Annotated in this window: 25 protein-coding genes; 14 read left to right on the forward strand and 11 right to left on the reverse strand. The window is 62.6% G+C overall.

Translation table 11 applies throughout. From position 1 onward, the window contains the following. Window positions 1–130: 130 nt before the first annotated feature. Window positions 131–1108 (forward strand): Bug family tripartite tricarboxylate transporter substrate binding protein, encoded by a 978-nt coding sequence (locus tag H0241_RS17085; protein ID WP_181058814.1) that lies wholly within the window; start codon window positions 131–133, stop codon window positions 1106–1108. Window positions 1109–1136: 28 nt separating this feature from the next. Here the strand turns inward: H0241_RS17085 and H0241_RS17090 are convergent, their stop codons facing one another. After that, complete coding sequence (locus tag H0241_RS17090; protein ID WP_181058815.1) at window positions 1137–2009, reverse strand: AraC family transcriptional regulator; 873 nt, start codon at window positions 2007–2009, stop codon at window positions 1137–1139. A 180-nt stretch (window positions 2010–2189) separates the two neighbouring features. Here H0241_RS17090 and H0241_RS17095 point away from each other — a divergent pair, with 180 nt between their 5' ends. Next, window positions 2190–3434: an MFS transporter gene (locus H0241_RS17095; protein ID WP_181058816.1), complete on the forward strand. Its 1245-nt coding sequence runs from the start codon at window positions 2190–2192 to the stop codon at window positions 3432–3434. Between the two features lie 144 nt (window positions 3435–3578). Continuing rightward, window positions 3579–4493, forward strand: a complete 915-nt coding sequence (locus H0241_RS17100) for an alpha/beta fold hydrolase (protein ID WP_181058817.1) — start codon at window positions 3579–3581, stop codon at window positions 4491–4493. Window positions 4494–4569: 76 nt separating this feature from the next. On the opposite strand, the gene H0241_RS17105 is transcribed toward H0241_RS17100, so the two are convergent. After that, on the reverse strand, window positions 4570–5412 hold the full coding sequence (locus H0241_RS17105; RefSeq protein ID WP_181058818.1) for an alpha/beta fold hydrolase: 843 nt from the start codon (window positions 5410–5412) through the stop codon (window positions 4570–4572). A 152-nt stretch (window positions 5413–5564) separates the two neighbouring features. Here H0241_RS17105 and H0241_RS17110 point away from each other — a divergent pair, with 152 nt between their 5' ends. After that, window positions 5565–5993: a MarR family winged helix-turn-helix transcriptional regulator gene (locus tag H0241_RS17110; protein ID WP_181058819.1), complete on the forward strand. Its 429-nt coding sequence runs from the start codon at window positions 5565–5567 to the stop codon at window positions 5991–5993. Between the two features lie 32 nt (window positions 5994–6025). Here the strand turns inward: H0241_RS17110 and H0241_RS17115 are convergent, their stop codons facing one another. The 5 genes from H0241_RS17115 to H0241_RS17135 all read right to left on the reverse strand — a co-directional run bounded on the left by H0241_RS17115 (window position 6026) and on the right by H0241_RS17135 (window position 10348). Beyond that, window positions 6026–6340: a MocE family 2Fe-2S type ferredoxin gene (locus H0241_RS17115; protein WP_181058820.1), complete on the reverse strand. Its 315-nt coding sequence runs from the start codon at window positions 6338–6340 to the stop codon at window positions 6026–6028. Window positions 6341–6410: 70 nt separating this feature from the next. Next, a complete protein-coding gene (locus tag H0241_RS17120) occupies window positions 6411–7376 on the reverse strand; it encodes a substrate-binding domain-containing protein (protein ID WP_181058821.1) in 966 nt (321 codons plus the stop codon). Between the two features lie 82 nt (window positions 7377–7458). Next, the gene (locus tag H0241_RS17125; protein ID WP_181058822.1) at window positions 7459–8469 is read right to left on the reverse strand and encodes a sterol desaturase family protein; all 1011 of its coding nucleotides are present in this window, start codon (window positions 8467–8469) and stop codon (window positions 7459–7461) included. A 7-nt stretch (window positions 8470–8476) separates the two neighbouring features. Next, window positions 8477–9268, reverse strand: coding sequence for a 3-methyl-2-oxobutanoate hydroxymethyltransferase (locus H0241_RS17130; protein WP_181058823.1), 792 nt, complete (start codon window positions 9266–9268; stop codon window positions 8477–8479). 75 nt (window positions 9269–9343) lie between these two features. Then, complete coding sequence (locus H0241_RS17135; RefSeq protein WP_181058856.1) at window positions 9344–10348, reverse strand: LacI family DNA-binding transcriptional regulator; 1005 nt, start codon at window positions 10346–10348, stop codon at window positions 9344–9346. 345 nt (window positions 10349–10693) lie between these two features. Here H0241_RS17135 and H0241_RS17140 point away from each other — a divergent pair, with 345 nt between their 5' ends. From H0241_RS17140 to H0241_RS17165, 6 genes are all read left to right on the forward strand, one after another. Next, window positions 10694–11338, forward strand: coding sequence for a 50S ribosomal protein L25/general stress protein Ctc (locus H0241_RS17140; protein WP_181058824.1), 645 nt, complete (start codon window positions 10694–10696; stop codon window positions 11336–11338). A gap of 21 nt (window positions 11339–11359) precedes the next feature. After that, window positions 11360–12100: an aminoacyl-tRNA hydrolase gene (gene pth / locus H0241_RS17145; RefSeq protein WP_181058825.1), complete on the forward strand. Its 741-nt coding sequence runs from the start codon at window positions 11360–11362 to the stop codon at window positions 12098–12100. A gap of 95 nt (window positions 12101–12195) precedes the next feature. After that, a complete protein-coding gene (gene ychF / locus H0241_RS17150) occupies window positions 12196–13299 on the forward strand; it encodes a redox-regulated ATPase YchF (protein ID WP_181058826.1) in 1104 nt (367 codons plus the stop codon). Between the two features lie 217 nt (window positions 13300–13516). After that, window positions 13517–14491: a magnesium/cobalt transporter CorA gene (gene corA, locus H0241_RS17155; protein WP_181058827.1), complete on the forward strand. Its 975-nt coding sequence runs from the start codon at window positions 13517–13519 to the stop codon at window positions 14489–14491. 189 nt (window positions 14492–14680) lie between these two features. Beyond that, window positions 14681–15142, forward strand: a complete 462-nt coding sequence (locus tag H0241_RS17160; protein ID WP_181058828.1) for a MaoC family dehydratase — start codon at window positions 14681–14683, stop codon at window positions 15140–15142. Continuing rightward, a complete protein-coding gene (locus H0241_RS17165; protein WP_181058829.1) occupies window positions 15139–15600 on the forward strand; it encodes a MaoC family dehydratase in 462 nt (153 codons plus the stop codon). Before H0241_RS17160 ends, H0241_RS17165 begins: the two co-directional genes overlap by 4 nt. 159 nt (window positions 15601–15759) lie before the next feature. Here the strand turns inward: H0241_RS17165 and H0241_RS17170 are convergent, their stop codons facing one another. The 3 genes from H0241_RS17170 to H0241_RS17180 all read right to left on the reverse strand — a co-directional run bounded on the left by H0241_RS17170 (window position 15760) and on the right by H0241_RS17180 (window position 18325). Beyond that, window positions 15760–16305: an adenine phosphoribosyltransferase gene (locus H0241_RS17170; protein WP_013529989.1), complete on the reverse strand. Its 546-nt coding sequence runs from the start codon at window positions 16303–16305 to the stop codon at window positions 15760–15762. Window positions 16306–16314: 9 nt separating this feature from the next. Further along, the gene (locus tag H0241_RS17175) at window positions 16315–17460 is read right to left on the reverse strand and encodes an alpha-hydroxy acid oxidase (RefSeq protein ID WP_181058830.1); all 1146 of its coding nucleotides are present in this window, start codon (window positions 17458–17460) and stop codon (window positions 16315–16317) included. Between the two features lie 169 nt (window positions 17461–17629). Next, window positions 17630–18325: an acid phosphatase gene (locus H0241_RS17180; RefSeq protein ID WP_181058831.1), complete on the reverse strand. Its 696-nt coding sequence runs from the start codon at window positions 18323–18325 to the stop codon at window positions 17630–17632. 285 nt (window positions 18326–18610) lie between these two features. On the opposite strand from H0241_RS17180, the gene H0241_RS17185 reads away from it, so the two are divergent. After that, complete coding sequence (locus H0241_RS17185) at window positions 18611–19651, forward strand: IS110 family RNA-guided transposase (protein ID WP_328824721.1); 1041 nt, start codon at window positions 18611–18613, stop codon at window positions 19649–19651. A gap of 339 nt (window positions 19652–19990) precedes the next feature. On the opposite strand, the gene H0241_RS17190 is transcribed toward H0241_RS17185, so the two are convergent. Beyond that, complete coding sequence (locus tag H0241_RS17190; protein WP_181058832.1) at window positions 19991–20926, reverse strand: phytanoyl-CoA dioxygenase family protein; 936 nt, start codon at window positions 20924–20926, stop codon at window positions 19991–19993. Between the two features lie 92 nt (window positions 20927–21018). On the opposite strand from H0241_RS17190, the gene H0241_RS17195 reads away from it, so the two are divergent. The 3 genes from H0241_RS17195 to purH all read left to right on the forward strand — a co-directional run bounded on the left by H0241_RS17195 (window position 21019) and on the right by purH (window position 25520). Then, entirely contained in the window at window positions 21019–21855 is an 837-nt protein-coding gene (locus H0241_RS17195) for a helix-turn-helix transcriptional regulator (protein ID WP_181058833.1), read from the forward strand. Between the two features lie 217 nt (window positions 21856–22072). After that, window positions 22073–23797 carry a heparinase II/III family protein gene (locus H0241_RS17200; protein ID WP_181058834.1) on the forward strand — a complete coding sequence of 575 codons (1725 nt, stop codon included), beginning with the start codon at window positions 22073–22075 and terminating at the stop codon, window positions 23795–23797. 106 nt (window positions 23798–23903) lie between these two features. After that, on the forward strand, window positions 23904–25520 hold the full coding sequence (purH, locus tag H0241_RS17205) for a bifunctional phosphoribosylaminoimidazolecarboxamide formyltransferase/IMP cyclohydrolase (protein ID WP_181058835.1): 1617 nt from the start codon (window positions 23904–23906) through the stop codon (window positions 25518–25520). The last annotated feature ends 124 nt before the right edge of the window (window positions 25521–25644 follow it).

The following is a 25644-nucleotide window of genomic DNA, read 5'->3' on the forward strand; positions in this document are numbered from 1 at the left end:
GCGTCAAACAAACAGATAAAGCGGACGCCTACATTAGCGGCCCGTAATCTGCGTTGTTGTTGCAAGCAGACATTTCTCCCGACGCGCTTGGCATGGCATACTGCCCCTCCAAACAATGGAGGAGTAGCAGATGCCAATGCGGCGTAGGACTTTGCTCGGGCTTGCGGTTTCCATCGCGGCCGCCTTTTCGGCGCCGGCGGCCTGGGCCGCCGATTTTCCGGACCGGACCATCACAATGGTTGTCCCCTTTTCCGCCGGCGGCTCAACGGATCTCGTCGCGCGCCTCGTCGCCAACAAGATGTCCGAGAAGCTGGGCCAGCAGATTGTCGTCGAAAATGTCGGCGGCGCCGGTGGCAGCATTGGTGCTGCCCAGGTCGCCCGGGCTGAACCCGATGGCTACACGATCCTCATGGGCACGGTTGCCACACACGCGCTCAACCCACTGATCCTGAAGACAAAGCCTTACGATGCGGAAAAGGATTTCGCTCCGATATCGCTGCTTGTCCTGGTGCCGAACGTCCTGGTCGTGAACCCTGAATTCCCCGCCAAGGACGTCAAGGAGCTGATCGAACTGCTGAAGAAGGATCCGGACAAATACGCCTACGCCTCATCAGGCAATGGCACCCCGCTGCATCTCTCGGGCGAGCTTTTCAAAACCATGGCCGGTGTGAGCATGCAGCACATCCCTTACAAGGGCGCCGGACCAGCGCTGAACGACGTTATCGGCAATCAGGTGCCGATGATGTTCGACAACCTGCCGTCCTCGTCGGGGCATATCAAGAGCGGGACGCTGAGGGCGCTTGGCGTTACCACCAAAGAACGCGTGCCCTCCTTCCCCGACATACCGGCTATCGCCGAAACCATTCCCGGCTATGAAACCTATAGCTGGAACGCTCTGTTCGCGCCCGCTGGCACCCCGCCGGAGGTGATCGCCGTTCTTCAGAAAGCGGCAGTTGGGTCTCTGAAGGATCCGGACGTGATTGCCCGCATGGCCCAGTTCAGCGCCTCGATCGTGGCCTCCACCCCGGAAGAGCTTGGAGCGCATGTGAAGGCTGAGCTCGCCAAGTGGGAGCCGATCGTCAAGGCCAGCGGCGTTCAGATGGACTAGGCAGCGTCAGCGCGCGCTCCGGCGTCCGTTAAGGCGCCGGGCCCTCAAGTCGAGGCTGAGCCCGCCGCATGCCTTCGTCGCGCGCGCCGCGCATATAGCCGCGCGGCGAGGCGCCCAGCATCCGTTTGAACATGGTGATGAAGGCCGGCACGCTGTCATAGCCGAGATCGAGCGCTACCCTGGTGATCGGCTCGCCGTCGGCGAGCCTGGGAAGTGCTGCAAACAGGCAGGCCTGCTGGCGCCATGTCGACAAGGACAGCCCCGTCTGGCGATGGAAGGCGCGGGTGAACGAGCGCCGGCTCATCCCCGCGGCATCGGCCCACTCGTCGATCGTGGCATGCGGCGACGGTGCCGCGACAAAACGCCGGCACAGTGCCGCCAACCTTGGATCGGACGGAAACGGCAGGCCGAGCGGCCGTTCCGGCAGTGTCGGGATTTCGTGCAACAGCAGGTTCATGATCAGCCCGCCGCGCCCTTCGAGTTCACCGCCTTGCGGCAGCTTTTCCGATTCGACGATCAGGCTGTGCATCAGTTCGGTGACGCCAACGACGCGCAATCCTTCCGGCAGGCCGGGAATCGCGCCCGGCATGACATAGACCGAGCGCATCGAGACATCGCCCAGCATTTCGACGGAATGCTCGGTGCCGGCCGGGATCCACATTGCGTGGTCGGGCGGCACCATCCAGCGTCCGTACCTGGTCGTCACCAGCACGACGCCGACCAGCGCATGCAGTAGCTGGCTGCGGCTGTGGCGGTGTTGAGGCACGTGGTAACCGTCCGGATATTCGGTCGGCAAAGCCACCGCCGGCCCGGAAACCTCCTCCAGCCATTGCCAGCGGCTTTCGTGCAATCGGCCGAGATCGGCATTGCCGGCGCGGAAGATGTCCCTGCCATGTGGCATCGGCTATGGCCCACTTGCGAAACTATTGGACCAAACCACGAAAGAAGTCGCCTCGCAAGCGGCTTATAAGGCAGTCGTCCCCCAAGGCGCTTCATACGAGCGTCCTTAAGGCGGTCCGCAGGAGCGGCCGCCAAGCCTGCCTGCGGGCAAACACCCGCCAAAAAGACCTCGGAGCCTGCCTTGACCGATACGACAGCCACCAGCACTGCGCCGCAGCCAAGCGCCAGCCTCCCCTCAGTCCAGGCGACCGCCTTCACCGTCATTCTTGCGGTGAGCTTTTGCCACGGTGTCAACGACATCATGCAATCGCTGCTGCCGGCGATCTATCCGCTGCTGAAAGAGAATTACGGTCTCGATTTCTGGCAGATCGGTCTTTTGACCTTCACCTTCCAGGTCACGGCATCGCTGCTGCAACCGGTCATCGGCATGATCACCGACAAGCGGCCAATGCCCTATTCCCTCCCCTATGGCATGGCGTCCTCGCTGATCGGCCTGATCGTGCTGGCGTATGCCGGGCACTATGCGCTGCTTCTGGTCGGCGCCTCGCTGATAGGTATCGGCTCGGCGATCTTCCATCCGGAATCCTCGCGCATTGCCCGCTTTGCCTCGGGCGGCCGCTTTGGCCTGGCGCAATCGTTGTTCCAGGTCGGCGGCAATTTCGGCCAGTCGATGGGGCCGCTGCTCGCCGCCTTCATCGTCGTGCCCTTCGGCCAGACCAGCATTTCCTGGTTCGCCGTCGGTTCGCTGATCGGCATCATCGTTCTGTCGCGGGTCGGCGGCTGGTACAGCCGGATGCGCGCCGCGCAAGGCAACCGCAAGGCGGCAAGCTTCGTCTCGCCCTTCCCGCGCAAGAAGGTCATGGGTGCGCTCATCGTCCTGACGCTGCTGGTGCTGACCAAGAACGCCTACATCGCCTCGCTCTCCAGCTACTACACCTTCTACTCCATCCATAAGTTCGGCGTGTCGGTGCAGATGAGCCAGGTCATGCTGTTCCTGTTCCTTGGCGCCTCGGCGCTGGGCATCCTGCTCGGCGGCCCGTTCGGCGACCGCTACGGTCAGAAGGCGATGATCTGGTTCTCGATCGTCGGCGTGCTGCCTTTCACGCTGGCCCTTCCCTACGCCAATTTCGAATGGACGATGGTGCTGACGGTGCTGATCGGCCTGATCCTGTCCTCGGCTTTCTCCAACATCGTGGTGTTTGCGCAGGAACTGGTGCCGGGACGTGTCGGCACCATCGCCGGCATCTTCTTCGGTTTCGCCTTCGGCATGGGCGGCATTGCGGCTGCCGTGCTTGGCGTCGTCGCCGACATGAAGGGCATCGATTTCGTCTTCCAGATCTGCTCGTATCTACCGCTGCTCGGCCTACTGACGGTGTTCCTGCCCAACATGAAGGAAGCCAGGAAGGCGCAGGCGATAGCCAGCTAAAACCGTTCGATTTTCCGGATTTGACCCGAGGGCGCGGCATTTGCCGCGCCCTCTTTGATTCTTTCACCACATGCCGGATGAAAAGCCTGTTAGGAAATAGTCATCAACGAAGGCTTGGGGCCTCCGACGTCTCTGGAGAAAGATATGCGCAAGATCGTGCTGGCCGTTTTGGGTGTGCTTCTTTTTGCCTTGCCGGCTACGGCGCGCATCGTTCCTTTTCCACCGGGTTTCAAGACGCAGTCCGTCGAAACCAACGGCACCAAACTCTATGTGCGCGTCGGCGGCAAAGGTCCCGCCGTCGTGCTGCTGCACGGCTTTGCCGATACCGGAGACATGTGGGGCGCAGCGGCGGTGGCACTTGCGAAGGACCACACCGTCATCGTGCCGGATCTGCGCGGCATGGGTCTGTCTGCCCACCCGGAAGCGGGCTACACCAAGAAGAACCAGGCCGTCGACATCGCCGGCGTGTTGGATGCCCTGAAGATCGACAAGGCAGATCTGGTCACCCACGACATCGGCAACATGGTCGGCTATGCGCTTGCCGCGCAATATCCCAAGCGCATCACCAAATGGGTCATCATCGATGCGCCGCTGCCCGGCATAGGCGACTGGGAAAAGATCAAACAAAGCCCGCTGCTTTGGCACTTCAACTTCCGCGGTCCGGATATGGAGCGGCTGGTCGCGGGGCGCGAGCGCATCTATCTCGATCGCTTCTACAACGAGCTGTCGGCCGACCCCAAGAAGATCGACGAGGCAACGCGCAGGCACTACGCCAAACTCTATGCCCGCCCGCATGCGATGCATGACGCTTTCGAGCAGTTCAAGGCCTTTGACCAGGACGCGATCGACAACCAGGCGATGCTCGCCGCCGGCGGCAAACTGACCATGCCGGTGCTGGCTGTTGGCGGGGAAAAATCCGCCGGCACAACGCAGGCCGATACATTGCGGCTTGTTGCGACCGATGTCACAGGCGGCATCGTGCCTGACTCCGGTCACTGGATCATGGAGGAGAACCCCGACGCAACCGTCAAGCTGATCACTGGTTTTCTCGTCAAGTAGGTACTGTCCGACATTTCGATGAGAGCAAAAGCACCCGCCTGACGGCGGGTGCCTTTGTCTATCCAAGTGGACGATTCTATGCCTTGAAGAAGGCCAGCAGGTCGGCATTGATGACATCGGCATGGGTCGTCGCCATGCCATGCGGGAAGCCCTTGTAGATCTTGAGCTCGCCCTTCTTGAGCAGCTTGACCGACAGCAGCGCCGAGTCGGCGATCGGAACGATCTGGTCGTCGTCGCCATGCATGACCAGCACCGGCACATCGATTGCCTTCAGATCGTCGGTGAAGTCGGTTTCCGAGAACGCCTTGATGCAATCATAGTGCGCCTTGGTGCCACCCATCATGCCCTGGCGCCACCAATTCTCGACGACAGCCTGCGAAACTACGGCGCCGGGACGGTTGAAGCCGTAGAACGGGCCGGCCGCAACATCGTGGAAGAACTGCGCGCGGTTGGCAGCCTGGGCGGAGCGGAAACCGTCGAACACCTCGATCGGCAGGCCGCCAGGATTGGCCGCGGACTTGACCATGATCGGCGGCACGGCGCCGATCAGCACTGCTTTGGCGACACGGCCGCCCGAGCCATACCGCCCGACATAGCGCGCCACCTCGCCGCCGCCGGTGGAATGGCCGACATGGATGGCGTTCTTGAGGTCGAGATGCGCCACGAGTTCCGCGACGTCAGCGGCATAAGTGTCCATCTCGTTGCCGGTATCGGTCTGGGTCGAGCGGCCGTGGCCACGGCGATCATGGGCAATGACGCGGTAACCCTTCGACAGAAAGAACAGCATCTGGGCGTCCCAGTCGTCGCTGCTCAGCGGCCAGCCATGATGGAAGACGATGGGCTGGCCGGTTCCCCAATCCTTGTAGAAAATCTCGGTGCCGTCCTTGGTGGTGATCGTGCTGCTGCCGGGCTTGGTCATCTCAATCTCCATTTATTGTCTTTCGCGATAATCAATATCGCGATAACAATATGACTAGCGCAGATCGAAACCCTTGTCTACAGAAAATATGTATCGCGATATCATTTTTCGTGGTACATATCTGAAACGCTCAGTTGGCAAAGGAATGCGTCGTGCCTCTCCCGTTGGACAATCAGCTCTGTTTCACGCTCTACGCCACCAGCATGGCGATCAACCGCACCTACAAGCCGATGCTGGACGAGATGGGGATCACCTATCCGCAGTACCTGGTGCTGAACGCGCTTGCCGAGGCCGACGGCATGTCGGTCGGCAGCATTGCGCACCGGCTTGCGCTAGAATCGAGTACGATTACGCCGCTGGTCAAGCGCATGGAACAGGCCGGCCTGGTCACCCGCCAGCGCAGCCAGACCGACGAGCGCCAGGTGCAGGTCGACCTGACCACGGCCGGTCGCTCCCTGCTCGTCCAGTGCAACTGCCTTAACGAAACCCTGATCGAGCGCTCGGGCATGACGCTGCCTCAGCTGGACGCGCTGAACCGGCAGATCCAGACCCTGCGCGACGCACTGAGCGGCAATCAGTAAAGCGGGCCTTGCGCGCCGACTCGGCCCCACTACTAGCTGATGGCAACCAACACCGAACCCGCCTCGACCCTCGCAGGATAGATCCTGAGATTGACGCAAGGCGGCAGCCGCTTTGCCGCGCCGGTCCGATAATCGAAGGCGCCAGCATGCTTGGGGCATTCAACCTCGTAGTCCATGACCAGCCCATCGGCGAGGTGGACCGCCTCGTGCGTGCACAGGCCGTCGGTACAGAACACCTCGTCATCGGGCGAGCGGAAGATGGCGTAGGTTCGCCCCTGATGGTCGAAGCGGCGGGCGCCTTCCTGTTCGATATCGTCGAGACCGCAGGCCCTGATCCAGCTGGACATTTTTTCCTCTATGAGTTGCGGTCGGCCTCCGGAACGGCAATGACAGCCGCCCAGAGGCCCCGTCCTGGGATTAATTCTTGTTGAGGTAGTCGGCCGCGTTGGCCGACATCACCAGTTCGAACGGGACATAGACGACACGGTCGACCTTCTCGCCCTTGGCCAGTGCAAGAGCCGCGTCGACACCGCCGCCGCCCTGCCCCTTGGCGTTCTGGAACACCGTTACAGAAAGATCGCCCGCCTTCATCGATTGCAACCCGTCCTGCGTGGCGTCGATGCCGCCGACGACGACGTTCTTCATGTCGATGCCATTAGCCTTCAGCGCCAGGATGGCGCCGATGGCGGATTCGTCATTGTTGGCAATGACAGCGTCCGGCGCGCCGCCGGCGGTCAGCCAGTTGGTCATCAGATTCTGCGCATTGTCGCGCGACCATTCGGACGACTGCTTGTCGATCACCTTGATGAAATTGCACATGTCGGTGCCGAAGATCTGCTCGACATCCTTGGTTCGCTGCAGGGCCGCCTGGTGAACCAGGCTGCCCATGACAATGTAGGCGTTGGCGCCTGCCGACTTGCCTTTGGCGCGCAGCATCTTGCATACCTCGAACGCTTCCAGCGTGCCTGACTCGACCTCGTTGGAGCCGACATAGACCTGTTTCTCCGGCAGGTTCGCCATGTCGCTCGGTTCGAGGTTGACGAAGACCAGTGGGATGCCGGCCTTGGCAGCTTCCTCGCTGAGCGTCCTTGACGCGCTGGTGTCGACCAGCGTGACGATAATGGCGTCGACGCCGCTGGCGATGAAGTTCTTTACCTGGTCGAGCTGCTTGGCGACGTCATTCTGGGCGTCCTCGACCTGGATGCCGGCGCCCTTTTCCTTGGCGCGGGCCTGCATGCCGTCCCTCAGCAACGTCTGGAAATTGTTGTCGAAATTGACGATGCTGACACCGATTTTGGCGGCAAAGGCGCTGGTCGACATCGTCACGGCAAACGCCGTCGATATCAAGGCTGCCAGCGCTGTCGAAAACAGAAGCTTCTTCACGGGTTTCCTCCCTCTGAAGGGGTGCCGGTTCACCCCTTTTCTTGAATACCGGCCCTTGCGGGATGCCTGATGGGCAGCGCCGCTACCTCCCCGCGTCGGCGTTGGCGCGCGCCTTCTTCTTCTCGTAGCGGGCCTGCATGCGGGCCTCGCCTTCCTTGCTGCCGTCGTGGAAAGTGCCCAACCATCGGTCGAACGGGATGAGACCGTCGCCGTAGTTCACCTCGAAATATTTGTGGTGGAGGTAGTGGATGTAGGCATGGCTATCGATGCTGGTGTCCTCGCCGAGCTCGACCTTGTCGAAGCCGACATGGCCGGGAATGGCGCCAAAGCCGGCATAGTGGAGCTGGTATAACGCGAGCAGCGGGTTCGACGGGATGATCAGGTGCCAGAGCGCGACGCCGAGATAGCCGAACTGCTCGACAGGGTGCATCGACAGCGACGACCACGGCGACGGGTTCACCGAATTGTGGTGGACCGAATGCACCCATTTGTAGAGCGGCGGCCAGTGGATCGCCCGGTGCAGCAGGAAGAAATGCGTCTCGTGGATGATCGGCACCACCAGCGCCAGGCAGAACAGGTGGACGGGGTGCTCGGCGACTGTCAGCCACGGCACGTAGCCATTGGCGTAGGCATAGAGGATCGCCACCTCGATCGCCGTCCAGATTGGCATGCCGGTGCCGAAGGTGCGCAGCATGTTGTCGAGGTTCTGGTTCTCGAAGAAGAACGCCTTGCTCTTCTGCTCCGACGGCCATTTGCCGTTGTATTTGAAACGGTTGCCCTGCGTTTTTAAGAGATAAAGCCGGACCTCGAAGGCGCCGAAAAACAGAAGCAGCGCTGCGCAATTCACGACGAACAATCTGACGATCCAGCCCCAGGAAAGCGTCTTCATCACCTCGGTGTCTGGCAGCACGAAGTGCCACCAAGCCACAGCAGAGACGGCAAACAAAAGATTGTAGGGCAGGAAGTAATGCGGCAGCCATTTCAGCAGCGCCAAAGGCCGGGGCGGGAAGGTGAAGAGGGGCGCCGTCCCGGCGGGCTCGTCAGGCGCCCAGTCGCCGCGCTTGTTGCGCTTGCCGTATTTCAGGTCGTCCATGTCGGCCTCACAAAGACTGGGAGAGGGTGAGGAGGCGGTCATAGGCGGCATCGTCCATCTCCACCTGGTGCCTCGCCTCTGGATAAAGCCCTTCCGTCACGTCGCGGCCGAAGGCGCGGAAAGCGGCGATGCGCTTTTCCTGCAATTCGGATTCCAGCGTGACGAAGTCGGCATAGCGGCGCGCATGGCGCGGGTAATGGCCCGAATGGGTGCCAAGCACGTCGCTGGAAAACAGATATTGCGTGTCGCAGGCCGAGCCGCAGCCCATGCCCATGGTGATCAGCGGCGTCGAGCGGGTGATGTGGTCGGCGAGCCGCACCGGCACCACTTCGACCTCGATACAGGCGGCGCCTGCATTCTCCAGATCCCTTACCGCCCGCAGCACTTTGATGGCCTCTTCCGCGGTCTTGCCGATGGCGCGAAAGTTGGTCCAGGTGGCGCGGTTGGGCACCAGCCCGACATGACCGGTAACCGGAATGCCTTCCGCTGCCATCGCCTCGATGAAACGCGGCGAATGCGAGCAGTAAACCGCATCGGCGCCACGATTGATCATTGCAAAGCCAAGCCGCACGGCCTCCTCGGGTGAAGCGACAGCGCCATGCGGCATGCCGGCCGAGAGGAAGGCGAGCGGTGCCGCTCGCCGGATCGGTTCGAGATTGTGGTCAGGCTCGCAGGACAGGACGGTGATGTCGCAGGCCACGGCTGCGGCTGCCTCGGCTGGCGTGTCTACATGCAGCTGCAGCCATTTGCGGCTGCCTTTTGCGCTCTGCAGATCGTGTACCGTCAGCCGCCTCGTCACCAGCGATCCCTCCCATTTGCGAGAGGCGTAGCACCGCGACCGACGAAAGACCGCTTGTTCGTTGATCAAATCAGATCAAAGGTTCTCGGCGGTGAAGGTGATGAAACGGATCGGCGGGTTCTCGACCGAAAGGTCGTGCAAATTGAGCGCGGCAAGCACCAGATCCATGGCGCGCCTGGCCTGCGCCTCCGGCGCCTGGTCGAGCACGACATCCATCGTGCCGTCGCGCAGCGCCCGCGTGCTGCGCTCGGTCAGTTCATGGCCGACGAAGAAGATGTCGCGCCCGCTTGGATGTCGGCGCATGACCTCGTTCAGAGCCGCATTGGCGCCGCCGGCATTGTAGAGACCGGTCAGGTCTGGCCAGCGCTTCAGCGCCTCGTGCAGCTGTTCAGCATTGCGGTCACCCTCATCGTGACCGAAGAGCGTGGCGGCCGGCTCGAAGTCGCCGCCGTTCTCGGTCAGATAGTCGAAGAAGCCGCGCACACGCTCGCGGTGCACGCGGTAGATCTGGCTGTGGCAGATCGCCACCACCTTGCCCGGCCGCCTTTGCATGCGCACCATCAGCAGGCCGGCCATGCGCCCCGCCGCGTAATTGTCGATGCCGACATAGGATCCGGACGTTGCGGAGATCTGCGTGACGATCTGCACCGTCGGAATGCCGTCGGCCTCCAGTTGCCTCAGTGCCGCGCCGACCAGCGGATGGTCCGGAACAGCCAGGATCAGGGCTGCGCGGCGCATTTCGGGATCGAGAATCCGTCGAGCGATGGCCGCCGGATCCGCTTCGTCGAGAAAAGTGCGGTGTACGGCGATCGTCCGGTCCAGCATAGCGGCGATGCGCTCGAAGGCGCGCGACAGCCGGGCAAAGAAGGTCGCATCCGGACGAACAAGGATGACCTCGATCCTGATCACCCCGCGATGCGCGTCCGGCAGGCGGCGCGGATAGTCGAGCGAACGCGCCGCGGCGACGACCTTTTCGACGGTTGCGGGCCTGACCCCGCCCCTGCCGTTCAGCACGCGCTCAACCGTCGCGGTACCGACCCCGGCGCGGCGAGCGATCTCAAGGAATGTGGGCTTCGAAATCTTGGTTCCTCGCAGTCGCGGAACCGGAACCTAGCCAGTCGCCTCCGCTCTTTGCAAGACGCATGCACTTCGCCGGTCAAATGCTGTATCTTCACGCAGCGGATCCATCAGAATGCCGTCAGGCTCATGACTTGCACCCTTTCCCGCCTTCCGCTATAGAGCCGCCACCCGCGTAGACACCCTTGGAGGCAACGCGGCGGAAGGCTGCCTTCCCTTGTGATCCCGAACAAAGGTCCGCGTATGCGGCTTCTCGCATTCGGACATCCAGGCCTGGCGGCTTTCGACGTTTACGGTCCAGGCACATTGCCCGCCGCAAACGCTCCATAACACGCGAAAGGAAATGCCATGAGCCACGATACTTACGAGCTCAAGGCCGAAGCGCGCGAACAGGTCGGTAAGGGGTCCGCCCGTGCAGTTCGCCGTAACGGTAAAGTGCCTGCAGTAATCTACGGCGACAGACAGCCTCCCCTGGCTATCGCGCTGAACTACAAGGACGTCTACTACAAGATCCATGGCGGCGGGTTCCTGACCACGATCGCCACGATCGATGTCGACGGCAACAAGATCCAGGTTCTGCCCAAGGATTTCCAGCTCGACCCGGTCAAGGATTTCCCTGTCCATGTCGACTTCCTGCGCATCGGCAAGGACACCCAGGTCAATGTCGACGTGCCTGTCCACTTCATCAATGAAGACAAGTCGCCCGGCATCAAGCGCGGCGGCGTGCTCAACATCGTGCGTCACGAAGTCGAGTTCCACTGCCCGGCCAATGCGATCCCGGAATTCATCACCGTCGATCTCACCGGCGCCGACATTGGCGATTCGATCCACATCTCGGCGGTGACCCTGCCGGCCGGCGTCAAGCCGGTGATCTCCGACCGCGACTTCACCATCGCGACCATTGCCGGCTCCTCGGCGATGAAGCCGGAGACGGAAGAGACGGCGGAAGCAGCAGCCGCCGAAGTGGCGGCCCCTGTTGCCGAAGAGAAGTAGTTTTCGGGCCCGGAGCAGACGATGCTTGTCTTTGCAGGCCTCGGCAATCCGGGCGCGAAATACGCTGATAACCGGCACAATGTCGGCTTCATGGCGGCGGACGCAATCGCCCGCCGCCATTCCTTTTCGCCCTGGTCGAAGAAGTTCCAGGGCCTGATCGCCGAAGGCACGATTGCCGGCGACAAGATTCTCCTGATCAAGCCGCAGACCTTCATGAACCTGTCGGGACAGGCGATCGGCGAAGCCTTGCGCTTCTACAAGCTCGGCCCCGAGGCGCTGACCGTCTTTTATGACGAGATCGACCTGCCGGCCGGCAAATTGCGGGTCAAGGTCGGCGGCGGCGCCGGCGGCCATAACGGCATCCGCTCGCTCGACCAGCATGTCGGCAAGAATTTTCGCCGCGTGCGCATCGGCGTCGGCCACCCCGGTGTGAGGGAAATGGTGCACGGCCATGTGCTCGGCGATTTCGCCAAGGCCGACCGCGAATGGCTGGACGTGCTGCTCGGCACCATCGCCGACGATGCCGGGCTGCTGGCCAAGGGCGACGACAGTTCCTTCATGAACCGGGTGACGCTGGCCTTGCGCGACAAGCTCGTGCCGACCGGCGATGACGACCGGCCGCCGCCCAAGGCGCCGAACACGCAGAGCCCGAAAGCCCAGAGCCACATCCGCCAGGCACGGCCGCAGCAGGCGCCGGCCAAGCTGCCGGAAAGCGGCCCGATGGCCGCCATGCTGAAGAAGCTGTTCGGCAAGAAGGACTGAGCGTCGACGCTATCGGGACCGCAGGGCTTGACGTTGCTCACCCCTATCGCCCATAGCCCTCATCAAATTTCGATTTCCCGATAGGACCGGACAAAATGGGTTTCAAATGCGGCATCGTTGGCTTGCCCAACGTCGGCAAGTCGACGCTTTTCAATGCGTTGACCAGGACTGCGGCGGCGCAGGCCGCCAACTATCCGTTCTGCACCATCGAACCGAATACCGGCGAGGTCGCGGTGCCGGATCCGCGGCTGCAGAAGATCGCTTCGGTCGCAAAGTCGAAGGAGATCATCCCGACCCGCATCTCCTTCGTCGACATTGCCGGCCTGGTGCGCGGCGCTTCCAAGGGCGAAGGTCTGGGCAACCAGTTCCTCGCCAACATCCGCGAGGTCGACGCCATCGTGCATGTGCTGCGCTGCTTCGAGGATGACGACATCACCCATGTCGAGGGCAAGATCGACCCTGTCGCCGACGCCGATACAGTCGAGACCGAGCTGATGCTCGCCGACCTCGACAGTCTCGAGCGCCGCATCGTGCAGTTCCGCAAGCGCGCCGGCAGCAAGGACAAGGAAGCAACCACCGTGCTGCCGATGATGGAGGCTGCACTCGAGCTCCTCCAGGCCGGCAAGCCGACCCGCATCCTGCTCAAGGGCATTTCAGCGGAGGATCTGCGCATCCTGCAGGGGCTGAACCTGTTGACCTCGCACCCCGTGCTCTATGTCTGCAACGTAGCCGAAGCCGACGCCGCCACCGGCAACGAGCACACCAAGGCCGTGGAAAAGATGGCCACCGCACAGGGCGCCGGCACCGTGGTGATCTCAGCCGCGATCGAGGCAGAAGTCGCCCAGCTCTCCGACGAAGAGGAGATGGAGTTCCTGTCCTCGCTCGGGCTCGACGAACCCGGCCTGAACAAGGTTATCCGCGCCGGCTACGATCTGTTGCATCTGATCACCTATTTCACCGCCGGGCCGAAGGAAACCCGCGCCTGGACCATCCACAAAGGCGACAAGGCCCCGCAGGCGGCCGGCGTCATCCACACCGATTTCGAACGCGGCTTCATCCGCGCCCAGACCATCGCCTATAACGACTACATCACGCTGGGCGGCGAAGTGGCGGCCAAGGAAGCCGGCAAGGCGCGTGACGAAGGCAAGGAATATGTCGTCCAGGACGGCGACGTGCTGCTGTTCAAGTTCAATACTTGAGGCGCCGAGGCATCTCGCGGCTGGCGCGCTGACGGCGGCCGAGATCACGGCTTCGTCAAGTGGGCGGACCAGCATGCTGCTTCGCTTGACTGCCCTTGACACCGGGTCTAAGGCCCGTCTGCATGCGACTTGGCTGTCCCCGTGGGGAACGGCTGCGCGTGCAAGACCCATCGCTATCGAACGAAACCTCTTGGGCTCAACAAACGGAGACCCGGCGATGATCAAGGCCTTCGTCGTCGACAATGACCGCCTGCGCATCGCCGATGATCTCGTGGCCAATGGCGATCAGGTCGTCTGGGCCGACCTTCTCAACCCGACCAAGGAAGAAGAGACGACGATCGAGACCTGGCTCGGCGTTGCCATTCCGACGCGCGAGGAGATGGAGGAGATCGAGATTTCGAGCCGCCTCTATATCGAGGACGGCGCCTATTTCATGACCGCCACTCTGCCGGCGCAGACCGAGGTCGACGATCCGCTGATGTCGCCGGTCACCTTCGTGCTTGCCGGCCCGAGACTGGTCACCATCCGTTATCATGAGCCGAAAGCGTTCAAGACCTTTCCGCTGCGCGCCGAGAAGGTGGCGACCGGCTGCACCACGGGCAACACCATCCTGATCGGCCTGCTGGAGGCGATCGTCGATCGCCTCGCCGACATTCTCGAACGCGCCGGCCGCGACATCGAGACGATCTCGCGTGACATTTTCGAGGCGCGCTCGACCAAGGTGAACAAACGCAACCGCGATTTCCAGGAGCTGCTCAAGGCCATCGGGCGCAAGGAAGACATCGCCTCCTCGATCCGCGACAGCCTGATCTCGCTGCAGCGCCTCACCGGCTTCCTCGCCCATGTCGCGACGCAGACCAAGATGAGCAAGGACATCCGCGCCCGCATCAAGACCGTGTCGCGCGACGTGCTGTCGCTCGCCGACCACGCCACCTTCCTGTCGCAGAAGATCTCGTTCCTGCTCGATGCCACGCTGGGCATGATCTCGATCGAGCAGAACGCCATCATCAAGATCTTCTCGGTTGCTGCCGTCATCTTCCTGCCGCCGACGCTGGTGGCCTCGATCTACGGCATGAATTTCGACGTCATCCCGGAGCTGAAATGGGAGCTCGGCTATCCCTTCGCTATCGGCCTGATGATCCTGTCGGCGATCCTGCCCTTCTGGTATTTCCGCCGCCGCGGCTGGCTCTAATGCATGTCGCTCAAAAGTGGCCCCGGTTTTGAGAGAACGACATGCATAAAAACAAAAACCTAAAGCGCGTCGCCTGAATCCGTTCAAACGCGAGCCGCTTTAGGCCCAACAGAATTCGCTTGACCAAACGCCGCCCGGACGGCATCCGGATGCCCGGTGATCGTACAATTTTGAACTGGATCAGGACCCATGACCGGAAAGACCTGGGCCTATGAGGATTTCGCCGAGGGCGCGTCGATCGACCTCGGCGCCAAAAAGGTGAGTGCGGCGGAGATCGTCGAATTCGCCGCCGAATTCGATCCGCAGCCGATGCATCTCGACGAGGAAGCCGGCAGGGCCAGCATCCTTGGCGGGCTCGCTGCCTCCGGCTGGCACACCTGTGCGATCTTCATGCGCATGTTGTGCGACGCCTTCCTGCTCGACTCGACCGCCCAAGGTGCGCCCGGCATCGACCAGGTCAAATGGAAGAAGCCGGTGCTGGAAGGCGATACGCTTTCCGGCAGGACCGGTGTGCTGGCCAAGCGCCTGTCGAAGTCACGCCCTCAGCTTGGCCTGGTCACGTTTCGCAGCGAGTTGCTCAACCACCGTGGCGAAAGCGTCTTTGAACTCGAAAACACCGTCATGTTCCTGACCCGGGAGACCGGCGCATGAGCCTCGACGAGTTCTTCCGCATTGGCGAAACCATCAACCTCGGTTCGCACACATTCGACGCCGAGGCGATCAAGGCGTTCGCCCGCAAATACGATCCGCAGCCCTTTCACGTCGACGAGGAGGCGGCGAAGAAAAGCGTGTTCGGCAGCCTCTGCGCCTCAGGCTGGCACACCGCGGCAACCTGGATGAAACTTAGTGTCGAGGCCCGCATGGATGCCGGGTGGACCGGCCCAGGCCTGGTGCCCGAATTCGGTCCCTCGCCCGGTTTCAAGAATCTGAAATGGCCAAAGCCCGTCTATGCCGGAGAGACCGTCACCTTCATGCGCACCGCACTGTCCCACCGCCCGCTCGCCACCCGCCCCGGCTGGCGGCTGCTGGCGCTGCGCTCGGAGGGGATCGATTCGACAGGCGACAAGGTGCTGGAGTTCGACAGCGCCGTGCTGGTGAAGGCTGAGTAGTTTCTTCCTTCTCCCCCTGTGGGAGAAGGTGGATTGCCGCGAAGCGGCAAGACGGATGAGGGGTGTTCCAGCGGAGTGAGACGTTGGCGTTCCCTGGAACACCCCTCATCCGTCGCCTTCGGCGACACCTTCTCCCACAAGGGGAGAAGGAAGAAGCGCCTAATGCCCCTCGAACCCAATCAACGTCCGCACCGGAACCCCCAGCGCCTCAAGCTTGGCGCGCCCGCCGAGATCCGGCAGGTCGATGACAAAGCAGGCGGCAAGGATATCGGCGCCGATCTGCCTGAGCAGTTTCACCGCAGCTTCCGCCGTGCCGCCAGTGGCGATCAGATCATCGACCAGGATCACCTTCTCGCCCGGCGCAACGCCGTCCTTGTGCATCTCCATCTCGTCCAGCCCGTATTCCAGGCTGTAGGCGACGCGCACCGTCTCGTAAGGCAGCTTGCCCTTCTTGCGGATCGGCACGAAGCCGGCTGAAAGCTGATGCGCCACAGCGCCGCCGAGGATGAAGCCCCGCGCCTCGATGCCGGCGATCTTGTCGATCTTCTGCCCGGCATAGGGATGCACCAGCTCATCGATGGCGCGGCGGAAGGCGCGCGCATTGCCGAGCAGAGTGGTGATGTCGCGAAACAGAATGCCAGGCTTGGGATAATCCGGAATGGTGCGGATCGCGGCGAGCAGCGTGTCTTCGAGTGACGATTTCATGGCTTGAACTTACCTGAATCGGAGATTCGTGCGCGACAATTGTTCGATGGAACTGCAGCCCATCAGCTTCATGCCGCGCTCGATCTCGACCCGCATCTGCTCGAGCGCCCGCTCGACGCCTGGTTGGCCGGCCGCCGCCAGCGGGAAAAGATAGTAGCGCCCGACGCCAACAGCCTTGGCGCCCAGCGACAGCGCCTTGAGCACATGCGTGCCGCGCTGCACGCCGCCATCCATGATGACGTCTATTCGGTCGCCGACGGCATCGACGATCTCGGCCAGCTGGTCGAAAGCAGCCCTCGAGCCGTCCAGCTGTCGGCCACCATGGTTCGACAGCACAATGCCGCTGCAGCCGATCTCGACGGCACGTTTGGCATCCTCCACCGACATGACGCCCTTGAGGCAGAACGGACCTCCCCACAGCTTGACCATCTCGGCGACGTCGTCCCATGTCATCGACGGATCGAGCATCTCGGTGAAGTAGCGGCTGATCGACATCGTGCCGCCGCCCATGTCGACATGCTCGTCGAGCTGCGGCAGCTCGAACCCCTCATGGGTGAAATAGTTGATCGCCCAGCCCGGCTTCAGCGCGAATTGCAGCATTCCGGCAAGGCTGAGCTTGAAGGGAATGGCAAAGCCGGTGCGCTTGTCGCGCTCTCGGTTTCCGCCGGTGATGCTGTCGACGGTCAACATCATCACCTCGACGCCAACCGCCTTTGCCCGCTGCATCATCGCCCGGTTGAGGCCGCGGTCCTTGTGGAAATAGAACTGGTAGACCTGCGGGCTGCTGCTGATCTTGCGCGCTTCCTCGAGACTGACCGTGCCGAGGGAGGAAACGCCGAACATGGTGCCGAATTTGGCCGAAGCCTTGGCCACCGCACGCTCGCCCTGATGATGGAACAGCCGCTGCAAGGCGGTCGGCGAGCAATAGACGGGCATTGCCAGCTTCTGGCCCATCACCGTCACCGACATGTCGATCTCGCTCACACCGCGCAGCACGTTGGGGACGAGGTCGCAGCGCTCGAAACTCTCGGTGTTGCGGCGATAGGTGACCTCATCGTCGGCGGCGCCGTCGATATAATTGAAGATCGGTCCCGGCAGCCGCTGCTGCGCCATGCGTCGGAAGTCGGAAAAGTTGTGACAGTCGCGTAGCCGCATCATCGATTTCCAAATGCCGTGGCGAAAGAAGCTCGCTGCGTCGAATATCAATCCGATGCCGCCGTGCCAACGGGCGAATTGCCGAACTGCCTCTTGGATCACGGCCATGAACGAAAAAGGGACGCCTCTGGCGCCCCTTCCCGTCGAAAAACCGACTGTCGGGTATAGCTTACATGCCGAGATCGGAACGCAACTCGGCCTTGGCGACGTCGTACTCGGCCTTGAAGTCGTCGCGGTTGAGCAGGACGACGGCAATGACGCTGCCCGAGATCTTGCCCATCTCGACATCGGACGGATAGTGGATGCCGCCGACCACGCGGTTGTGGGCATATTCGGCCGCACGCGCCATGATCTCGGCGCGCTTTTCCGGAACCATGTCGGCCAGGATGATGCCCATCATGGTGCCGACCGTGGCGTGACCCGAGGGCCAGGACCCTGAGCTCGACAGTTTGACCACCGGCTTGACGAGGTCGCTGAGCTGGTGCGGGCGCGGACGCTTCCAGACATCCTTGGCCGGGTCGACGACCGCGCCTTCGGTGGCCACGACGCGATCGAAGAAGGCTGCGAATTTCGGCAGCTTTTCCTTGTTGAAGTTCGGCCCCATGACATTGGTGAAGCGCCAGACGTCTTCTTCGGCGTCGGCTATGGCGCTGGCCTCCATTTCGGGCGTGCGCGTCACCTGCAGCGTCAGCACGGCGCCGAGCTCGGCCTTGGTCTCGGCCGAATCATTGGCCGGTGGCGGCGGCAGGATCATCGTCAGGTCGACGTCCTTGTTGGTGACGAAGGGTTTTGCGTCTTCGGCCTGGGCGGCCGAGCCGGCGATGAACAGCAGCAGTCCTGCCGCAAGCGATGCGTATCTTTTCATGGGTGCGATCCTTTGATGAGGGCACCACAGGATCGCCAGCGGCAGTGACGGCCGTGTGACACACCCGCCTCCACAAAAGCAAACGGGCGCCTCTCGGCGCCCTTTTTTATTTTATTAGCTTGGCAGTCTAGGTGTGTTGAGATTCAGGTCAGGCCGAGTCGAAAATGTCGGCTTCCGAGAACCGGAGCGGAGCGTACTTAAGTACGTGTTGGGGTGGACGGCCCCCGACGGCATCGCAATGTGCCAGAATGAGGTCGTTGCAAATCTCAATCAAGGAGACCGTCCGTGGATAAGATTATTCGCATTGGCATGGATACGTCAAAGAGCGTTTTCCAGCTCCATGGCGTGAATGAAGCCGAGCAGCCTGTGTTGCGCAAGAAACTGCGGCGCAATCAGGTGCTCGCCTTCTTTGCCGGGCTTCCACCGCTGAAGATTGGCATGGAGGCTTGCGGCTCGGCCCATTACTGGGCGCGGGAATTGCGCGCGCTGGGCCATGAAGTGGTGTTGCTGCCGCCGCAGTATGTGAAGCCCTATGTCAAACGCTCCAAATCGGATGCAGCCGATGCGCAGGCAATCTGCGAGGCCATGAGCCGGCCAGATATGCGTTTCGTTCCCACCAAGAGCGCCGCTCAGCAGGGATCGCAAATGCTGGCGAAACTGCGCGCGCAGTTCATCGGCCGGCGCACGCAGCTGGCCAATTCGATGCGAGGCTTTGCGGCGGAGTTCGGCCTTGTCGCGCCCAAGGGACTTTCCCGGCTCGGCGATCTGCTGGCCGACATTCGCGCTGACGCGACAATCCCGGACACGGCCAGGGACATGTTCGAGACCCTGGCGCGCGACTATGCGCACATCGGCACCGAAGTCGCCACGCTCGATGAGAAGCTGCTTGAGCTTCACAGACAGAGCGAAATGAGCCGGCGACTGGCCGCCATACCGGCGATCGGTCCTGTCGGAGCGACGCTGCTGGCCATCAAGGTTACCGATGCACACGGCTTCAAGTCGGGACGGGACTTTGCCGCCTGGCTCGGACTGACGCCGAAGAACCATTCAACAGCAGGCAAAAACAGGCTTGGGGTGATTACCCGTGCTGGCGATGAGATGCTGCGAAGCGTACTGGTGGTGGGCGCCACCGCTCTCATCCAGCACATGCGGCGCGGCAGCAAACGGGTCTGGCCATGGCTGTCGGCGCTGATAGCGCGCAAAGCTCCCAAGCTTGCTGCGGTGGCGCTGGCCAACAAGCTGGCCCGTATCGCCTGGAAACTGATGATCAGCGGCGAGCAATATCGCCCCGTCGACGCCACCTGTCCGGCACCTGTGCAGCCGTAGAGCATTCAGAATTCGGCGCCGAGCCCACACTCGACGCTGAAGGCCGGAACTTGCAAGCAGAGGAGAAGATGGTGTGACCGGTCGAACCGGGACCAGCGAGGCATTCCGAGGTGCTCACCGGCAGCCAATGTCGTGTACGTGTTTGGAACTCGCTATCCGCGTAGCCCATCTTGGCCAGCGCTCTCAGATCCGCGCGCAAAAGGCCGGACATATGAGCGCAAGAGACCCGATCAAACTATCTCAACCATCCTTGCAAGCGGGGGGCCGTCCACATATGAGCACCGGAAGCGCAGGAGACCACCATTTGCAGGCAGGCCTCAGCTGAATATCAGTCTGCCTTTAGAGCATGTCGTCTAAGGACCAGTGGTTGGCCCAGCGGGCGTCGATTTCATCGTCGACATTCTGGTATCGGATATCGGTGGACAGCCGGATACGCCCCTCCGCGCTGTGGTTGGTGGTCGAGGCATGGATCATGTAGGGCGAGTGCAGGACGACATCGCCCGCCTCGAAATCCGCGATCAGCCAGCGCGTGTCGAACCGTTCGGCCATGTCGGGCAGGTCCTTCGACACCCAGCCGCCGTCACTCATGTTCCTGTTGAAGGCGCTGATGCGCTCTTCGGGGCGGAGGTCGGCATTGTCCCTGGCGAAGCGCGCTTCCATGTCGAGGCCGATTGCGTGCGAGCCCTGGAGATAGACCAGGCCGCCCATGTCGACGGAAACGTCGCCGATCGGAATCCAGGCTGTGACGATGCGGCTGGTGCCGCCGCGCAGATAGACGAGATCGTAATGCGCCGGCGTCGCCATTGATGTGCCGGGCATGGTGAAGCGCATGAGCTTGCGCTTGTGCAAGTAGGACAACCCGCCGACAAACGCATCCATCAGCCGCGACAGCAGTGGTTGCGCGCAAAACCCTTCATAGGCGGTGGAGCGAACCAGCGCCATCAGCCGGCGATCGGCGAGCTGGCGGTCGAACGCGCCGGCCGCCGCCAACCCAAGCGCAGGATCGGACCCAGACTTCAGCATCCCGGTATCGGCCAGATGCGAAAACACCCAGCCGCGAAAATCGATGACGTCGCTGCGCGGCAGCACGCCTTTCAGCCAGACATAGCCCTGCTCGGCAAAGAGCTTGCGGATGGTCTCGATGGCGACCTTGGGGTCGGTCGGCGAGAGATAGCCCAGCCGGTTCCGCGCCGTCGACAATGTCTTGCCGTTGGCGATCAAAGTGATCGCAGGAACAGTGTCCTCAAGCTGCGCACCGCTTGCCGATCTTGACATTTCAGTCACCCATGATTTGTCATCTCAGCAAACAGTGCCATGTCTGTCATCGCTCCGGCCATGGATAGAACGAAGAACTGGACTTTTCGCTCATGCTCGATCGCCATTTCGCGCTCTACAGGTCCGCGCCTTCCGCCGCCGGCGGCCTGTCGGTAACCGGGATTGGCCGACATCGGGTTACGCAGGCAATCACAGCGCGCAAACTGCCGGATTTCGCCGTGGTGCTGGTCGAGGACGGGCAAGGCTGGCTCGAAACCAAAGCCGGCGGCAGGCAGGCGGTCGCGGCACCCGCCCTGTTCTGGCTGTTTCCCGGCAAAACGCATTCCTATGGACCGAACGCATCGGGATGGCTGGAACGCTGGGCGCTGTTCGACGGCGCCCTGACGCGCGATTTCGCCCGGCTGCGGCTCATCGCCGAGGCCGCCCCTGTCGTCCGGCTGAGCGATCTCAGCGATATGCAGCGTCTGTTTGACAGACTGCGCAGCGAACTTTCGCTCGACACGGTGCTGAGCCAGGCGGAAGCCGCTGCCACGATGCATGGCATCGTCGTGCGGGCCGCCCGCCAAGCGGCGGATCGGATCAACCGCGAACGAGATCCGGGCCTTGCCGCCGACATCCAGCCCATGATCGACGAGTTGCGCCGCTGCGCCTGCGATTCGGTCGACCTCGACGCCTTTGCCGCGAAATTCGGGATGTCGCCGGCAACCATGCGCCGCAGGTTCGCGCTGGCCACCGGCATGTCGCCCAAGGCCTTTCAATTGCGCATTCGGCTCGACCGCGCCAAGCAGATGCTGGCAGCTTCCGATTCATCGGTTGAATCCATCGCCGTCGCCGTCGGCATCCACGACGCCTTCTATTTCTTCCGCCTGTTTCGCGATCGCGAAAACTGCTCGCCGAGCGAGTTCCGATCGCGTCACAACCACAAGTGAGTGCCGGATTGTCGGGCTTAGCCTCGGAAATCGTTTGACTTTTTTCGGGATGGGTCGGCCGCCGGCAGCGTGAAGCCCTTCACGTCGGCGGAATTCGACTTCGCATAAGTTCTTGAATCATATAAGCTTGTGCTGGGGTACAGGAGCATGATGCCGAAAAGGGTGACGCGGTTTTCGGACAACATCATGCTCTATCACTAGGTGACGAGGAGGGGTTTTGGCACTGGCTGCCGGCAGCACGACACGTCTGTGGACGCTTGTCGCTAAGGAGTTTTGGCGCAAGACGCGCCGGCGCCTGCGGGCAGGGCCAGTCTATCGCTGGCGCTATTCCGGACGCACGCCGGAGCGCGTCCTGATTGCACCGCCGGACCTCAGGCTTGCCGACCCGCAGATCGCGCTCGAAATCTATTATGGCCGCTATCCGCTGTCGGGCCATCTGGTCGAGACCGGCGGCAAGTCGCCGTTCCAGATCGACGTCGCCAATCGCGGCTGGGTGAAAACGTTGCACGGCTTTCGCTGGCTGCGCCACATGCGCGCCGCCGGCACCGAGCTTGCCGCCGCCAATGCCCGCGCGCTGGTTTCCGACTGGATCGCCATGCATGGCAACCAGATTTCCGGCATTGCCTGGGAGCCCGGCACCACGGCCAAACGCGTCATCGCCTGGCTGCAACATTCCTCGGTTGTCCTACAAGGGGCCGAATTTCCGTTCTATCGCGCCTTCCTGAAATCGCTTGCGGTGCAGATCCGCTATCTGCGCTCGATGGCGCGCGAAATGCCGGATGGCAAGGACAGGCTGCGCGCCCGCATCGCGCTGGCTTTCGCCGCGCTGTCGCTGCCGGCGCCGGCCTCGGCACTGCGCGGCGCCACCCGCCACCTCGCCGAGGAACTCGACCGCCAGATCCTTCCAGACGGCGGCCATATTTCGCGCAATCCGATGGCGGTGCTCGAACTGCTTGCAGATCTTCTGCCGCTGCGCCAGACCTATGCCAACCAGGCCGAAACGCCGCCGTCCGCTTTGATGGGCGCCATTGATCGCATGCTGCCGGCGCTGCGTTTCTTCCGCCACCAGGACGGCAGCCTCGCCCGCTTCAACGGCATGGGCGCGACCATCCACGACCGCATCGCCACCATATTGCGCCATGACGACACCGCCGGCGCGCCGCTGCTGCACGCGCCGCATTCCGGCTATGAACGGCTGTCGATGGGCGGCGTGACGGTCATTGCCGATACCGGCGCATCGCCACCTGTCGACGTGTCCAACGCCGCCCATGCCGGGTGCCTCGCCTTCGAGCTCTCCTCCGGCCGTCAGCACTATGTCGTCAATGCCGGCATCGACACCTACGGTGCCGCAGAATTTCGGCCGCTGGCCCGCGCCACGGCAGCGCATTCGACCGCCACCCTCAACGACACCTCGTCGGCGCGGTTTTCCCATTCGCTGCGCGTCAACGACCTGCTCGGCACGCCATTGCTCGGCGGCCCGCAGCAGGTGCCGTGCAAGCGCATCGACCAGAAGGGCACGCAAGGCTTCATTGCTCGCCATGACGGCTATATCCAGCGCTTCGGCTTCCTGCATGAGCGCGAGATGAAACTGTCCAGCGAAGGCAATGTGCTTGCCGGCCGGGATCGCTTTCTGCGCCCCGGCGGCACGGCTATCCGCAACAATGGCCGCGATTTCGTCGTGGTGCGCTTCCACATCCACCCCGACATCAATCTTCTCCAGGATGAGCATGACCGCCTGGTTCTGGCCGCCGACCAGGCCGACACCTGGGTGTTCACCTGCTCAGAGGTGGTGCCGGAGGTCGAGGAATCGATCTATTTCGCCGGCCTTGGCGGCCCACGCCGCAGCCGCCAGATCGTGCTCGCCTTCAAGGCCTCGGAAATTGCCGAGGTCCATTGGCAGCTGACGCGCACCGGCATCGCCGGCTACCCCGACAACAACTGAGCGTCGTTGCCGGCGCCGGCTTGATCGAGCTTCCGGCTTGATTTCCTGACCTCATGTGCTACGGCCCGGCAACGCTCGCCAATCAGCCCTGAAAGGCCGCCAGCCCATGGCCGTCGCCGCCAAGAACATTCCGGCACCCGACCTCGTTCCCGTCCGCCGCGCCCTGCTTTCGGTTTTCGACAAGACCGGTCTGATCGACTTCGCCAAAGGCTTGGCCGCGGCCGGCGTCGAGCTGGTCTCGACCGGCGGTACGGCAAAGGCGATCGCCGAGGCGGGCCTCGCGGTGCGCGACGTCTCCGAGCTGACCGGCTTTCCCGAGATCATGGACGGCCGTGTCAAGACGCTGCATCCGTCGGTGCACGGCGCGCTGCTCGGTGTGCGCGATGATCCTGAGCACGCCAAGGCGATGCATGATCACCACATCGAGCCGATCGATCTTCTCGTCTCCAACCTCTACCCGTTCGAGGAGGTCCGCCGTTCCGGCGCCGACTACGCCGCGATCGTCGAGAACATCGACATTGGCGGCCCGGCGATGATCCGCGCTTCGGCCAAGAACCATGCCTATGTCGCCATCGTCACCGATCCCGGCGACTACGCCTCGGTGCTGAATGCGCTGGAGATGAACATCGGCTCGCTGTCGCTGGATTTCCGCAAGAAGCTGGCGGCCAAGGCCTTTGCCCGCACCGCCAGCTATGATGCGGCTATCTCCGGCTGGTTCGCCGAGACGCTGGAGATTGAGCACCCGACCTGGCGCGCTTTCGGCGGCCGGCTGGAAAGCGTCATGCGCTATGGCGAGAACCCGCACCAGCGCGCCGGCTTCTATGTCGATGGCGACAAGCGTCCGGGCGTCGCAACGGCGCGGCAGCTGCAGGGCAAGCAGCTGTCCTACAACAACATCAACGACACCGACGCCGCCTTCGAGCTGGTCGGCGAGTTCGACCCCAACCGCTGCGCCGCCGTCGCCATCATCAAGCACGCCAATCCGTGCGGCGTCGCCGAAGGCGCTTCGCTGACAGAGGCCTATGCCAGGGCGCTGGCCTGCGATCCGGTCTCCGCCTTCGGCGGCATCGTCGCCATGAACCGCATCCTCGACGCCGAGGCGGCCGAGGAGATCGTGAAGACTTTCACCGAAGTGATCATCGCGCCGAACGCCTCGGAAGACGCCGTCCGCATCGTTGCCGCCAAGAAGAACCTGCGCCTGCTGGTCACCGGCGGCCTGCCCGATCCGCGTTCTACCGGCACCACGGTGAAATCTGTCGCCGGCGGCATGCTCGTCCAGGGTCGCGACAATGCGGTGATCGACGATCTCGAACTCAAGGTGGTGACCAGGCGCGCGCCGACGGCAACCGAGATGGCCGACCTCAAATTCGCCTTCCGCATCGCCAAGCACGTCAAGTCGAATGCCATCGTCTACGCCAAGGACGGCGCCACGGTAGGCATCGGCGCAGGCCAGATGAGCCGCGTCGATTCCTCGCGCATCGCCGCCCGCAAGGCGCTCGACGCCGCCGAGGCTGCCGGTCTCGCCGAGCCTCTGACCAAAGGCTCGGTCGTTGCCTCCGACGCCTTCTTCCCCTTCGCCGACGGGCTTCTATCGGCCATCGAAGCCGGCGCCACCGCCGTCATCCAGCCCGGCGGATCGATGCGCGACGACGACGTCATCGCCGCCGCTGACGCGCATGGCATCGCCATGGTGTTTACCGGCGTGAGGCATTTTAGGCATTAGAGCGGTTCACGACTTGATGGAATCGAAGGGGATTCCCGATTTGTCGGTTTTGTGATTCAAGATGCTGGCTGGAGTGGAGGCCAGCATCTGATGACCCGACCTCTTTCCAATGATCTTCGCGAGC

The sequence above is a fragment of the Mesorhizobium neociceri genome (genome assembly GCF_013520985.1).
GTDB lineage: Bacteria > Pseudomonadota > Alphaproteobacteria > Rhizobiales > Rhizobiaceae > Mesorhizobium > Mesorhizobium neociceri.